Annotated in this window: 14 protein-coding genes and 1 tRNA gene; 7 read left to right on the plus strand and 8 right to left on the minus strand. The window is 64.4% G+C overall.

The window, feature by feature from the left end; all coding sequences use genetic code 11:
- Positions 1-223 precede the first annotated feature (223 nt).
- From RIdsm_RS20315 to RIdsm_RS20345, 7 genes are all read left to right on the plus strand, one after another.
- Positions 224-895, plus strand: coding sequence for a 50S ribosomal protein L25/general stress protein Ctc (locus RIdsm_RS20315; RefSeq protein ID WP_057817864.1), 672 nt, complete (start codon positions 224-226; stop codon positions 893-895).
- A 151-nt stretch (positions 896-1,046) separates the two neighbouring features.
- Positions 1,047-1,751, plus strand: a complete 705-nt coding sequence (pth, locus tag RIdsm_RS20320; RefSeq protein WP_057817862.1) for an aminoacyl-tRNA hydrolase — start codon at positions 1,047-1,049, stop codon at positions 1,749-1,751.
- 69 nt (positions 1,752-1,820) lie between these two features.
- Positions 1,821-2,984, plus strand: a complete 1,164-nt coding sequence (locus RIdsm_RS20325) for a serine hydrolase domain-containing protein (protein ID WP_057817861.1) — start codon at positions 1,821-1,823, stop codon at positions 2,982-2,984.
- A gap of 106 nt (positions 2,985-3,090) precedes the next feature.
- Positions 3,091-3,411, plus strand: a complete 321-nt coding sequence (gene hmuQ, locus RIdsm_RS20330) for a heme-degrading protein HmuQ (protein ID WP_057817859.1) — start codon at positions 3,091-3,093, stop codon at positions 3,409-3,411.
- A gap of 78 nt (positions 3,412-3,489) precedes the next feature.
- Complete coding sequence (locus RIdsm_RS20335) at positions 3,490-3,864, plus strand: DUF2237 family protein (RefSeq protein WP_057817857.1); 375 nt, start codon at positions 3,490-3,492, stop codon at positions 3,862-3,864.
- Positions 3,865-3,956: 92 nt separating this feature from the next.
- Positions 3,957-4,559 carry a hypothetical protein gene (locus tag RIdsm_RS20340; protein ID WP_143100466.1) on the plus strand — a complete coding sequence of 201 codons (603 nt, stop codon included), beginning with the start codon at positions 3,957-3,959 and terminating at the stop codon, positions 4,557-4,559.
- 49 nt (positions 4,560-4,608) lie between these two features.
- The gene (locus RIdsm_RS20345) at positions 4,609-5,004 is read left to right on the plus strand and encodes a carboxymuconolactone decarboxylase family protein (RefSeq protein ID WP_057817854.1); all 396 of its coding nucleotides are present in this window, start codon (positions 4,609-4,611) and stop codon (positions 5,002-5,004) included.
- A gap of 45 nt (positions 5,005-5,049) precedes the next feature.
- Here RIdsm_RS20345 and RIdsm_RS20350 read toward each other — a convergent pair whose 3' ends face one another.
- The 8 genes from RIdsm_RS20350 to rpsA form a co-directional block, all read right to left on the minus strand.
- Positions 5,050-6,201 (minus strand): slipin family protein, encoded by a 1,152-nt coding sequence (locus RIdsm_RS20350; RefSeq protein WP_143100465.1) that lies wholly within the window; start codon positions 6,199-6,201, stop codon positions 5,050-5,052.
- A 411-nt stretch (positions 6,202-6,612) separates the two neighbouring features.
- Positions 6,613-6,687: transfer RNA gene (locus RIdsm_RS20355), tRNA-Ile, on the minus strand.
- 301 nt (positions 6,688-6,988) lie between these two features.
- Positions 6,989-8,218: a tryptophan synthase subunit beta gene (trpB, locus tag RIdsm_RS20360; RefSeq protein WP_057817852.1), complete on the minus strand. Its 1,230-nt coding sequence runs from the start codon at positions 8,216-8,218 to the stop codon at positions 6,989-6,991.
- Between the two features lie 216 nt (positions 8,219-8,434).
- Positions 8,435-9,058, minus strand: coding sequence for a class I SAM-dependent DNA methyltransferase (locus RIdsm_RS20365; RefSeq protein WP_057817850.1), 624 nt, complete (start codon positions 9,056-9,058; stop codon positions 8,435-8,437).
- A 36-nt stretch (positions 9,059-9,094) separates the two neighbouring features.
- The gene (locus tag RIdsm_RS20370) at positions 9,095-9,739 is read right to left on the minus strand and encodes a phosphoribosylanthranilate isomerase (protein WP_057817849.1); all 645 of its coding nucleotides are present in this window, start codon (positions 9,737-9,739) and stop codon (positions 9,095-9,097) included.
- 9 nt (positions 9,740-9,748) lie between these two features.
- A complete protein-coding gene (locus RIdsm_RS20375; RefSeq protein WP_057817847.1) occupies positions 9,749-10,099 on the minus strand; it encodes a lipopolysaccharide assembly protein LapA domain-containing protein in 351 nt (116 codons plus the stop codon).
- Positions 10,099-10,383: an integration host factor subunit beta gene (ihfB, locus tag RIdsm_RS20380; protein WP_057817845.1), complete on the minus strand. Its 285-nt coding sequence runs from the start codon at positions 10,381-10,383 to the stop codon at positions 10,099-10,101. Before ihfB ends, RIdsm_RS20375 begins: the two co-directional genes overlap by 1 nt.
- Before the next feature lie 381 nt (positions 10,384-10,764).
- A complete protein-coding gene (rpsA, locus tag RIdsm_RS20385) occupies positions 10,765-12,450 on the minus strand; it encodes a 30S ribosomal protein S1 (RefSeq protein WP_074940258.1) in 1,686 nt (561 codons plus the stop codon).
- Positions 12,451-12,707: the final 257 nt, after the last annotated feature.

Consider the following 12,707-nt stretch of genomic DNA (forward strand, 5'->3'; position numbering starts at 1 on the left):
AGGCCCGGTTTCGAGTATTTTTGAACAGTGAAGCCAGGGCGCCCGCCCGGCCTTTCACTGTTCTTCAAATACTCAAATCCCGAACCCCGCCACGCAGCACGGCGGTCGCGGGCTGACCCGAGCAAATTAAGGCTTTTCAAAGCCTCCCATCCGGTCTATACGCGCGGCTTCACGCGGGGTTACAGCCTTGGAGGAACCCCGCCTCAACTTTGGAGATTTTAATATGGCTGGAGAAATTCCTGATCTTCACGTCCAGGAACGCACGGGGACAGGCAAGGGCGCCGCTCGTGCAGTGCGCCGCGAGCACATGGTTCCGGGTATCGTTTTCGGGGGCGACGTAGATCCGCTTCCCGTGAAAATGCCGTTCAACGTCCTGCTCAAGAAGCTGAAAGACGGTCGCTTCAAGTCGACCCTCTTCAACCTCAAGGTGGACGGGCATGAAGACGTCCGCGTCATCTGCCGCGACGTGCAGCGCGACATCGTGAAAGACCTGCCGACGCATTTCGACCTGATGCGCCTGCGCCGGAACACCAAGATCAACCTGTTCATCCCCGTCGAGTTCGTCGGCGAGGAAGAAGCCCCCGGCATCCGCCGCGGCGGCGTGCTCACCGTGATCCGCGGCGAGATCGAGTTGATCGTGACCGCCGGCGACATCCCCGAGAAGGTCACCGTCGACCTCTCCGCGCTGGATATCGGCGACACCGTCACCATCAGCCAGGTCGACCTTCCGGCGGGCACCAAGCCCACCATCGATCGTGACTTCGTGATCTGCAACGTGTCGGCCCCGTCGGCGCTGCAAGCCGAGGAAGACGAGGAAGAAGCCGAGGCGGACGAAGTGCCGACCGTCGGCGACGAGGAAGGTGGCGAAGACGCCGCCGAGGGCGCAGAAGAGTAAGTCCTCCCCTTCCGACCGCATTCGAACGCGGGGTCTGCGATGGCAGGCCCCGCGTTTTTCTTTTGCCCGGGCGCGGCTTTCGGCCCGGGTGTTGATTTACCCCCCTCCCCGCCCTACACCTCTCCCAACTCGAAACGGGCGGGGCACACCCATGCAGATCTTCGCGGGGCTCGGCAATCCGGGCCCGAAATACGCCGGCAACCGGCACAATATCGGCTTCATGGCACTCGACCGTATCGCCGAAGAGCACGGCTTCAGCCCGTGGAAAGCCCGCTTCCAGGGCGAGGTCGCCGAGGGCCGTCTCGGCTCCGAAAAGGTGATCCTCCTGAAACCCTCCACCTTCATGAACCTCTCCGGCCAGTCGGTGGGCGAGGCCATGCGCTTCTACAAGCTGGAACCGGAAGACGTCACCGTCTTCCACGACGAGCTCGACCTCGCCCCCGGCAAGCTCAAGGTCAAGACCGGCGGCGGCCACGCCGGCCATAATGGCCTGCGCTCGATGCATGCCCATATCGGCGAGAACTACCGCCGCGTCCGCCTCGGCATCGGCCACCCGGGCCGCAAGGACCTCGTCAGCCACTATGTCCTGCACGATTTCGCCAAGGCCGACCAGGACTGGCTCGACGACCTCATGCGCGGCATCGCCGAGGGCGCCCCCGAGCTGGCCGAAGGCCGCAACGACAAGTTCCTCAACGCCGTGGCGCTGCGCACCGCCCCCGCCCGCGCCTCGAAGACCGAAGCCAAGCCGAAGCCGGCCGACACCGCCCCCGAACCGAAGTCCGCCCCCGAACCCGAGGCGGACCCCGAGGCCGAAACCCGCTCCCCCCTTCAGAAACTGGTCGACAAGTTCCGCTGACGCGCCGCCGCGTCACGCTGGACAGGCAGCGCCCGCCCTGCTTTCCTGCCCCGAAAGGGAGGGCCGGCCATGCGCACCATTCTGAAATGGCTCCTGCGGATCCTGCTGGCCTTCGTGCTGGCGGCCGTCGCCGTGGGCATCTGGAAGCGAGAGGAGATCACCCGCCTCCTCGCCGTCAACAGCCTCTTCGCCGAAGAGAAGATCGTCACCAACTTCTCGCACATGAACGGCGCCTTCCTGACCACGCCGGTCGCGCGCGGCGAGACGCCCGTCACCCCCCTGCCCGACGGCCCCGACGCCACCCTGCCCGAAGACATCGGCACCTGGATCGACGACCGCACCGTCACCTCGCTCCTCGTCCTCAAGAATGGCGAGGTCGTCCACGAAAGCTACCATCAGGGCACCGGCACCGACGACCGCCGGATCAGCTGGTCGATGGCGAAAAGCTTCCTCTCGGTCCTCCTCGGCATCGTGATGGAGGAAGGCCATATCGACTCCCTCGACGACCCCGTCGCCAAATACGCCCCCCTGCTGAAAGACAGCGCCTATGACGGCGCCACCATCCGCAACGTGCTCCAGATGACCAGCGGCGTGAAATTCGACGAGGATTACCTCGACTACAATTCCGACATCAACCGCATGGGCCGCGTCCTCGCCCTCGGCGGCACGATGGACGGCTTCGCCGCCGGCCTCAAGGAACGCGACGCCGAACCTGGGGAACGCTGGCACTACGTCTCGATCGACACACACGTCCTCGGCATGATCATCCGCGGCGCCACCGGCCGCGACATCCCCTCGCTCCTGTCGGAGAAGGTCATCGCGCCGCTCGGCCTCGAACAGCCGCCCTACTACATCACCGACGGCGAAGGCGTGGCCTTCGTCCTGGGCGGGCTCAACATGACCACCCGCGACTATGCCCGCTTCGGCCTGATGGTCGAACAGGGCGGCACGCTCGACGGCCGCCGCATCGTATCCGAAGACTGGCTGACAGAGTCCACCACCCCCAGCGCCCCCACCGAGCCCGGCGCCATCGGATACGGCTACCAATGGTGGATCCCGAAAGGCGCCGAACCCGGCATCTCCCTCGCCCGCGGCATCTATGGCCAGTACATCTATATCGACCGCGCCCGCGACGTCGTCATCGTCACCACCGCCGCCGACCGGCAGTTCCGCGAAGACGGCGTGCACGACGCCAACATCGCCATGTTCCGCGCCATCGCCAAAGGCCTCTGAACCCCGCTTGCCCCGCCGCCCGGCCTGCTGTTACATGGCCCGCGAATATCCAGCCTGCCTTCGCCAGCCAGATGACGAACATTCAAGCCATGAGAAGGGGCAAGACATGAGTTTCATTGCAATGAACCGGTTCAAGGTACGCGCCGGGTCCGAGGGCGATTTCGAAGAGGTCTGGCGCTCGCGCGAAAGCCGCCTGAAAGAGGTGCCGGGCTTCAAGGAGTTCCGCCTGCTGAAAGGTCCCGAGGGCGACGGCTATCGCCTCTATTCCAGCCACGTGATCTGGGCCACCCGCGAAGACTTCGAAGCCTGGACCAAGTCCGACGCCTTCCGCGAGGCCCACAAGAACGCCGGCCAGTCCTCGACCAAGGACGCCCTGATGGGCCCGCCCCAGTTCGAAGGCTTCGAAACCGTCCTGCACGAAGGCTGAGGCCTGCCGAAACACTCTCTCGCGCGGCTTGTCTCGCCGCGCGAATACGCTAGGCTCGACGCGCGAAAGGAGCCCGCGATGATCGAGAAAGACCCTGCCGTCAACGTGCTCGGCGGCGCGTTGGCCCACTGCTCGGATGATCCCGTCACCGGTTTTTTCCGCGACGGCCACTGCAACACCTGCGCCGAGGACCAGGGCAGCCACACGGTCTGTGCCCTGATGACCGCCGAATTCCTCGCCTATTCCAAGTATGTCGGCAACGACCTCAGCACCCCGCGCCCCGAGTTCGGCTTTGCCGGGCTCAAGCCGGGCGACCAGTGGTGCCTCTGCGCCGCCCGCTTCCTGCAGGCCCATGACGAAGGCTGCGCGCCGCAGGTCCGGCTCGAGGCCACGCATGAACGCGCCCTCGATATCGTGCCGCTCGACGTCCTGAAACAGCACGTCCCGAGCTGAATTTAACCACCACCCCGAACAATTTCGCAGCTCTTGCGTTGTGCCACGCAAGCCGGCCTTGGGCCGGACAAAACAACAATCAAGGTGGTGCAATGTTTCCATGGCTGTCGGAAAACGCCAGTTCAGTGCAGGCGATCGCGTCGGTGACCTCGGCAGTGATCTGGCTGGTCTATCTGCAAATTCTCGTCGGCGGTATCCGCCGCAGCAAACGCGCCTGGCTCAGCATCAATCGCGGCGCCGGGAGCGGCATGGACGCGCATGTGCTGATCTCGAACCTCAGCAACGAGCCGGTTTACCTGCGCGATATCCTGATGAAGGTCAGGACGGGGGATGAAACCAAGCAGGCTTTCATCACGGAGCGTCAGGAATACGCGCGCGAAGACCTCGACACCGCCCTCAGCGGCACTCTGCAAGGCCCGCTTCAGGGGGGCGATTACAGAAGCCTCGGCGACCTGCACGAGATTTTCGCCCGCGCCGGCGTGTCGACGGACGCCGAGGAAATCGACAAGATCGACGAGATCGAGTTCGTGGCCTTCGGCGCCACCCATACCACGGCAGGCGCCTGCAAGCGCTATCGCATGAGCCGCGACGACCAGGGCCAGACGCAGCTTGACCCGACGCGGATGCAGACCCGCCGCCTGTCTCGCTGGCGCTGTCGCCGGATCGCCAAACGGGCGGCGCAAGAAGCGGCGTGACGCCCGGCGCCCGGCGGTTTAGCATTCCGTAAACCGCGAAGGGGGAACCATGGCCACCGTTACACTGATCACCGATGAAGAGGCCTCGCCCGAGGTCCGCGCCGTCTTCGACGACATCCGCACCACCCGCGGTTCAGACTTTGTTAACAATTTCTGGCGGGCTCTGGCCCATGACCCCGCGCTCCTCAAGGCGACCTGGGACAGGCTGAAAGACGTGATGGCCCCGGGCGCCCTCGACCCGCTGGTCAAGGAGATCGTCTATATCGCCGTCTCGGCCAGCAATGGCTGCGAATATTGCTGCCATTCCCACACCGCCTCGGCCCGCGCCAAGGGCATGACCGACGCCATGTACGGCGAGCTTCTGTCGGTCATCGGCATGGCCAACCAGACCAACGCCGTGGTCAACGCCATGCAGGTGCCCGTCGACGAGGAATTCAAGGCGTAAGCCCATGAAAAACCCGGCCCGGATATGCTCCGGGCCGGGCTGTCTTCACCTGTCGCGCAGCCGCACGATATCGGTCATCAGGCCTTCCGTCCCGTTGTGAACGGTCAGCCGCTCGACCTTGCCGGCGATGCTTTCCAGCGCCTCCAGCTCCTTCAGCCGCAGCATGACCGGGTTCTCGGCCATCACCTTGGCGGTGTTCAGAAGCGACCGCGTTGCGTTCGTCTCTTCCCGCCGCCGGATGACGTTGGCCTCGGCCTCTTTCTCGGCCGCGACCACCCGGTTCAGGATCTCGCGCATCTCGCCGGGCAGGATCACGTCCTTCAGGGCGATCTCCCCCACCTCGAGCCCGATACGCGCCATCTCTGCCCGCACCGCTTTCGCGGCCTCGGCATCGACGGTCACCTTTTCCGCCAGCAGCCGGTCGAGCGTCAGCGCGCCCAGCGTCCGCCGGAAGGCCAGCTGCAGCGCCCGGTGAAGCGCTTCCTCGAAGTCCTTCACCGCGCTCACCGCCCGCTCCGGGTCAACAACCCGGAACTCGGCGGTCAGGTTGACCCGGATGGTGACCCGGTCCTTGGTCAGGATCTCCTGACCGGTGACCTCGTGGGTCCGCAGCCGAAGGTCGACATGCTTGACCGCCACGCGCCGGCCCAGCTTCCAGAAGGCGTGGGTCCCGGGGGCAAGCCGCCCTTTCAGAACCCCGTCCACCGTCAGCATCCCGACATGCCCCTCGTCCACTTCGGTGGCTTGAAAGGCAGCGGTCAGCCCCGCCCGCACCAGCCGGTTGGCCAGCGCCGTGGGAACGGCCAGCGTGTCGCCCACCGCGACGGTTTCCACCGCCCACGGCCCGGCATCGGCCCAGAAAACCTCGCGGGTCTCGGGCAGAAGCACCGTATGCGGCACCCCGTCCCGCAGAACCACCAGCACCTCGGCCTCCCCTGCCCGAAGGTCGGTCAGGTGGGTCTCGGCCAGGTCCGGCCGCTCCCGCAGAAGCGCATCCTTGTAGTCGGACGTGAACCGGAGATAGGCCAGATCATGGGTCTCGAGCTGCGTCTTGCCGCGCCGGATACGGTGCTCACCGGGGCCGAGAATCGTGTCGATCCGCCCCTTGCGCAGCACCAGCACACGCTCGTTTTCCATCACGGTGACCCGGGTCAGCCCGGCCCCCCATTCGATCAGTCGGATCAGTATATCGATCATGGTTCATCTCCTTCTTTCGTCGTCCTATCGTCGTCGCAAGATGCGATCTCCTTTTGGTTTCAGTATGTTGGGCCGGAATGGCCGCAGGTGTGATGCCCCCGTGTCCGAAGGCGTGAATACGGGATCCGAAGCCGCCCCGCGCCATGGCAGCGCGCGGGAGAAAGGCGAGCGGGCGCGCGGCAACCCGGCGCGCTCGCCCATCCTTGCGGACGGTCTCGCGGGCCGGATTGCGGCGCCACCATCATCCCCGCCCCGGCACGCGGCCAGAGCAGCGGCAGTCCTTTGTCGTCCGCCCCCGAAGGTGCAGGCAACGCCGGGCCGCCCCTGCCGAGGCAACCCCGGACCCCTATTTGGAGCCGTCCTTCAACGGCGGAGGGGAGTCGAACCCCAGGCTTGGTAGGCCTTTACCCATGACAATGGCAGGACTCGAACCTGCTACACCCCGATTATTGGTCGAGTGCTCTACCTGGATGAGCTACATTGATCCAATGGCACCTAAAGCCATCCCCTCACGACGGTTTGGCCCTGGCATACGGGTCCGGCAGCGCCGTCCGCACCGGGGGAACATGGTCAGCTCCGCCCGCTAGGGTCCGATCCGCCCGATCGGGAGGCCGGGTTTACCGCTAACACCCCGAGTCGGCCTACAGGCTTGTTTGACCACCCAAAACGCTCGTGATCTTCGCGCAACAAAATTGCCCATTAGGGTAATAAACGCAAAAATGCGCCCCGGCCAGACAGCGGGGGCGCATCTTTCCGCGCCTTTCGGCGCAACAAATTTCAGGCGGACTCAGTCGTCCTCGTCCATCCCGAAGCCAAGATGCTTGGCGACGGTGAAGATGTCCTTGTCGCCCCGCCCGCACATGTTCATGCAGATGATGTGATCTGCCGGCAGCTCCGGCGCGATCTTCATCACATGCGCCAGCGCGTGACAGGGCTCGAGCGCGGGGATGATCCCCTCCTTCTCGCAGCTGAGCTGGAACGCCTCCAGCGCCTCCTTGTCGGTGATCGCCACGTATTCGGCCCGGCCGGTGTCGTGCAGCCAGCTGTGCTCCGGCCCGATCCCCGGGTAATCGAGACCGGCCGAAATCGAATAGCCTTCCAGGATCTGCCCGTCATCGTCCTGCAGCAGGTAGGTCCGGTTGCCATGCAGCACCCCCGGCCGCCCGCCGGTCAGGCTGGCACAATGCTCCATCTCGTCATTCACGCCCTTGCCGCCGGCCTCGACGCCGATGATCCGTACCTCCTTGTCGTCGAGGAACGGGTAGAACAGCCCCATCGCGTTCGACCCGCCGCCGATCGCGGCGATGATCGTGTCGGGCAGCCGACCTTCGGCGGCCTGCATCTGTTCCTTGGCTTCCTTGCCGATGATCGACTGGAAGTCGCGCACCATCGCCGGATAGGGGTGCGGCCCCGCCACCGTGCCGATGCAGTAGAACGTGTCGCGCACGTTGGTCACCCAGTCGCGCAGCGCATCGTTCATCGCGTCCTTCAGCGTGCCCCGCCCGGAGGTCACCGGCACCACCTCGGCGCCCAGAAGCTTCATCCGGAACACGTTGGGCCGCTGCCGTTCCACGTCATGCGCGCCCATGTAGACCACGCATTTCAGCCCGAACTTGGCACAGACCGTCGCCGTCGCCACGCCATGCTGCCCGGCGCCCGTCTCGGCGATGATCCGGGTCTTGCCCATCCGCCGCGCCAGCAGGATCTGCCCCAGCACGTTGTTGATCTTGTGCGCCCCGGTATGGTTCAGCTCGTCCCGCTTGAGATAGATCTTCGCCCCGCCCAGGTGCTCGGTCAGCCCGGCCGCATAATAAAGCGGGCTGGGGCGGCCGACGTAATGGGTCCACAAGTCATTCATCTCGTCCCAGAACGACTGGTCGGTCTTGGCCTTCTCGTACTGCTCTTCCAGTTCCAGGATCAGCGGCATCAGCGTTTCCGACACGAAACGCCCGCCGAATTGCCCGAACCGGCCCTTTTCGTCGGGCCCGGTCATGAAGGAGTTGAAAAGGTCGTTCATGGCTTGGTCTTCCCTTGTCTCACCGCGCTTGAATATGGGACGCGGCCGGGTTTTTCCAGAGGTTTCCTGCCGCATCCCCGCCTTTCTGCACGACGAGCGGAGCGCTCGGGGGTCATCACCACCCAAGGCTTCTTCTGGCCGAAAATATCCCGGGGGAGACGTTGAAACCCGACCGGGTTTCAACGGCGGGGGCAGCGCCCCCACGACGTCCGGACATCAGAGCATCTTCACCACGTAGGCGCGCGACCACAGGTCCGGCTCGCCCAGAAGGAATGGCAGGAAGGGCGGCGTGACATGGGCCACCTCCCAGACACCGTCGGCGGCGAGCTTCTCCATCACCGGCGGAAAGCCCTGATCCACATAGGAATGTTCGAGCAGGTTGAAGACGCCATAGCCCCCGGGCCGCGTGACCCGTGCCAGGTGCGTAAGCGTCGAGGCCGGCGCGTGGCCGGGCCCGAAGGACCCGACGCAGACGAAGCCTGCGAAATGGTCGTCGGCATAGGGCAGCTTGGTGCCCATATCGGCCTGCTCGAACCCGGAATAGGCGCCGGTCTTGTCGGCCAGCGCCATCATCTCCTTCGAGATGTCGCAGCCGAAGACATGCATGTAACCCATCACCATCAGCGTTTCGCCCACCAGCCCGGTGCCGCAGCCCGCGTCGAGGATCGGCCCCTTGGTGCGCCCGATATAGCTGGCCAGAAGGCCCGCCCCCAGCGCCGGAAGGCGGAACCCCTTGGCAAGGTTGTCGGCGTCATAGCTGCCCGACCAGTCGTCATAGAGCGTGCGGGCTTCGTCGGGGTTCTTGGCGCCGTAGACGCCATCGAGATCCTCGCTTTTCATCGGCAGTTTCTCCTTGGCTTGCAGGGTCGGGCGCTGTCAGGCCCGTGCATTTTCGATAAAGGCGCGCATCAGGTCGGCATCCTTGACGCCCGGCGCGCTTTCCACGCCCGAGGCGACATCGACCTGCCGCGCGCCGGTCAGGCGGATGGCCTCGGCCACGTTATCCGGGTTGAGCCCGCCGGCCAGCATCCACGGCACCGGCCAGCGGCGCCCGGCGATCAGCTTCCAGTCGAAGGCCACCGCATTGCCGCCGGGCCGGTCGGCCCCTTTCGGCGGCTTGGCGTCGACAAGGATCTGGTCGGCGACCTTTCCATAGAAGTCGATCTGGGTCACGTCCTCGGGCCCGGAAATGCCGACGACCTTGATCACCGGCAGCCCGTAGCGTGCCTTGACCTCCGACACCCGCGCCGGGCTTTCCTTGCCGTGCAGCTGCAGGAAGTCGAGCGGTACGCTGGTGGTCAGAAGATCGAGCGTCGCGTCATCGGCATCGACCGTCAGGCCCACCTTGCCCACGCCCACGGGCACCGAGGTCGCCATGAAGGCCGCGGCCTCGAGGTCGAGATAGCGGGGGGATTTGGGAAAGAAGTTGAAGCCAAGATAGGACGCGCCCGCCACGATCGCGGCGGGAATGTCGGCGGGGTCGGTGAGCCCGCAGATCTTGACCCTGATGTCTGACGGCATGCCAGCGTCTTAGCTGGCTTCGTCGAGAAGTGCCAGCACTTCATCCTTGCCCTGGTGGCGTTCGCCCTTGAGGCGCTTCACCTCGGCCTTGAGCCGCTCCATCTCGCGCGCCTGGCGGGCGGCGGCGGCGCGTTCGCCGGCCTCGCGGATCCATTCCCAGATGAAGCCGATGATCAGGCCGGCCAGGACGCCGCCGAACATCACCAGGAACAGCGGCATGTCATAGGCCGGGTTCAGCGCGGCTAGATGGGCGATCTCGGTGGGCAGGACCTGCACCGTCACGAACTCGCGGTTGGCAAGCGCAATAAGGATCAGGGCGATTGCGAAGATCGCAATCGAGGCATAGCGGATATATCGCATCAGGCTTTCCCGTTCAGGCGGTCGCGCAAAAGTTTACCAGTCTTGAAGAACGGTACGTGTTTTTCTTCGACATGCACGGATTCGCCGGTGCGCGGATTGCGCCCCGTGCGGGATTCGCGCTTCTTCACCGAGAACGCACCGAAGCCGCGCAGCTCGACCCGGTTGCCCTGGGCCATGGCATCGGTGATTTCGTTGAAAATTGTATTAACGATGCGCTCAACATCGCGCTGGTACAAATGCGGGTTCTCGTCGGCAATCTTTTGAATCAGTTCCGATCGGATCATCGGCTGTCTCCCCGGTGGTCTTTGTTGGCGCACTCACATTTTCCTAAACTATAGATAGAAATCAGAAAAATCGGAATAGTCTCACACGGTACCTTTTGGAGGAAATCCGCCTTTTCGCGCGGACAATGCCTCGAAATCTGGCCCGGAAACGACATTTCGTCCGGAAGCGACATGCCGCGGCGCAGAGAAAGCCGGTCTGGAAAACCATTGATTCGGCGCGAAAATTATCCGGCGCGGCGATGCGATGTGTGGAGACGTGCGCCGGTCTCGGGCGCCGCTCACCGATTTGTACGCGGCCAGACAAACTTTTCGGCGGGCAAAAGAAAACGGCCCCGTCAGAACCTGACGGGGCCGCCTGACCATCTTCCTTGCGGAGACGGTTTACTTGTCTTCGTCGCCTTTCAGCGCGGCGCCGAGGATGTCGCCCAGCGAGGCGCCCGAGTCGGAGCTGCCATACTGTTCGACCGCTTCCTTCTCTTCGGCGATCTCGCGGGCCTTGATCGAGAGACCAAGACGGCGGGTCTTGCTGTCGATGTTGGTGACGCGCACGTCGACCTTGTCACCGACCGAGAAACGCTCGGGGCGCTGCTCGGAGCGGTCACGCGACAGGTCGGAGCGGCGGATGAAGGATTTCATGCCTTCGTATTCCACCTCGATGCCGCCATCCTCGATCGAGGTGACCTCGACGGTGATGATCGAGCCGCGCTTCACGCCGCCCACGGCTTCGGCGAACTTGTCGCCGCCCAGGGCCTTGATCGAGAGCGAGATACGCTCTTTCTCGACGTCGACTTCAGACACAACGGCCTTGACGACATCGCCCTTGCGATAGTTCTGGATCGCGTCTTCGCCACGCTCGTCCCAGCTGAGGTCGGAGAGGTGGACCATCCCGTCGATCTCGCCCGGCAGGCCGATGAAGAGACCGAATTCGGTGATGTTCTTGACCTCGCCCTCGACCTCGGTGCCTTCGGGGTGGGTTTCCGCGAAGACTTCCCAGGGGTTGCGCATGGTCTGCTTGAGGCCGAGCGACACACGGCGTTTCGCCTGGTCGATCTCGAGCACCATGACCTCGACCTCTTGCGAGGTGGAGACGATCTTGCCGGGATGCACGTTCTTCTTGGTCCAGGACATTTCCGAGACGTGCACCAGACCTTCGACACCCGGCTCCAGCTCGACGAACGCGCCGTAGTCGGTGATGTTGGTCACGCGGCCGGTGTGAACCGATTCCAGCGGGTACTTGGCCGCCACCATATCCCACGGATCTTCCTGCAACTGCTTCATGCCGAGGCTGATACGGTGGGTTTCCTTGTTGATCTTGATGACCTGGACCTTGACGGTCTCGCCGATCGACAGGATCTCGGAGGGGTGGTTGACGCGGCGCCAGGCCATGTCGGTGACGTGCAGCAGGCCGTCGACACCGCCGAGATCGACGAAGGCGCCATATTCGGTGATGTTCTTGACCACGCCGTCGACCGCATCGCCTTCGGACAGCTTGCCGATGACCTCGGCGCGCTGTTCGGCGCGGCTTTCTTCGAGGATGGCGCGGCGCGAGACAACGATGTTGCCGCGGCGGCGATCCATTTTCAGGATCTGGAAGGGCTGCTTGAGGCCCATCAGCGGGCCGGCGTCGCGCACGGGGCGAACGTCAACTTGCGAACCGGGCAGGAAGGCCACGGCGCCGCCGAGGTCGACGGTGAAGCCACCTTTGACACGGCCGAAGATCGCGCCTTCGACACGGGCGTCGTCGGCATAGGCTTTTTCCAGACGGTCCCAGGCTTCCTCGCGGCGGGCCATCTCGCGGCTGACGACCGCTTCACCGCGGGCGTTCTCGGCCGCGCGCAGATAGACCTCGACCTCGTCGCCGACGGAGATGTCGGGCGCTTCACCGGGATTTGCGAATTCTTTCAGGTCAACGCGGCCTTCCATCTTGTAGCCGACGTCGACGATGGCCTGGCCCGCTTCAATCGCGATGACCTTGCCTTTGACGACAGAGCCCTCTTCGGGGGTGTCCATTTCGAAGCTTTCGTTGAGGAGGGCTTCGAATTCCTCCATCGATGCGTTTTGAGCCATGTGGCGTTCGGTTCCTTTACGTCGTTCGATTTTTCCGGCCGCGCGGTTGTCTCCGCCGGTCTTGGGTGGGTTCGTTGGTCAGCGGACTGCAAACGAAAGAGGGCCGGAGTGTCCGACCCTGCTCGACCTCTTTTTTCATTTGCGGCGTTGCCCGCCTTGTCGACACCGCGCTCTATAGAGCCGGTGGCGCAGGGAATCAAGGCCTAACGCTCCGCGCGGGCGCGCGGGCGGGCATGAGCCGACAGGCGCGAAGGGCC

The organism is Roseovarius indicus (assembly GCF_008728195.1).
Classification (GTDB): domain Bacteria; phylum Pseudomonadota; class Alphaproteobacteria; order Rhodobacterales; family Rhodobacteraceae; genus Roseovarius; species Roseovarius indicus.

Coding starts and splice junctions, on each gene's coding strand:
- RIdsm_RS20315 (WP_057817864.1), top strand. CDS start 224: ATGGCTGGAGAAATTCCTGATCTTCACGTCCAGGAACGCACGGGGACA.
- pth (WP_057817862.1), top strand. CDS start 1,047: ATGCAGATCTTCGCGGGGCTCGGCAATCCGGGCCCGAAATACGCCGGC.
- RIdsm_RS20325 (WP_057817861.1), top strand. CDS start 1,821: ATGCGCACCATTCTGAAATGGCTCCTGCGGATCCTGCTGGCCTTCGTG.
- hmuQ (WP_057817859.1), top strand. CDS start 3,091: ATGAGTTTCATTGCAATGAACCGGTTCAAGGTACGCGCCGGGTCCGAG.
- RIdsm_RS20335 (WP_057817857.1), top strand. CDS start 3,490: ATGATCGAGAAAGACCCTGCCGTCAACGTGCTCGGCGGCGCGTTGGCC.
- RIdsm_RS20340 (WP_143100466.1), top strand. CDS start 3,957: ATGTTTCCATGGCTGTCGGAAAACGCCAGTTCAGTGCAGGCGATCGCG.
- RIdsm_RS20345 (WP_057817854.1), top strand. CDS start 4,609: ATGGCCACCGTTACACTGATCACCGATGAAGAGGCCTCGCCCGAGGTC.
- RIdsm_RS20350 (WP_143100465.1), bottom strand. CDS start 6,201: ATGATCGATATACTGATCCGACTGATCGAATGGGGGGCCGGGCTGACC.
- trpB (WP_057817852.1), bottom strand. CDS start 8,218: ATGAACGACCTTTTCAACTCCTTCATGACCGGGCCCGACGAAAAGGGC.
- RIdsm_RS20365 (WP_057817850.1), bottom strand. CDS start 9,058: ATGAAAAGCGAGGATCTCGATGGCGTCTACGGCGCCAAGAACCCCGAC.
- RIdsm_RS20370 (WP_057817849.1), bottom strand. CDS start 9,739: ATGCCGTCAGACATCAGGGTCAAGATCTGCGGGCTCACCGACCCCGCC.
- RIdsm_RS20375 (WP_057817847.1), bottom strand. CDS start 10,099: ATGCGATATATCCGCTATGCCTCGATTGCGATCTTCGCAATCGCCCTG.
- ihfB (WP_057817845.1), bottom strand. CDS start 10,383: ATGATCCGATCGGAACTGATTCAAAAGATTGCCGACGAGAACCCGCAT.
- rpsA (WP_074940258.1), bottom strand. CDS start 12,450: ATGGCTCAAAACGCATCGATGGAGGAATTCGAAGCCCTCCTCAACGAA.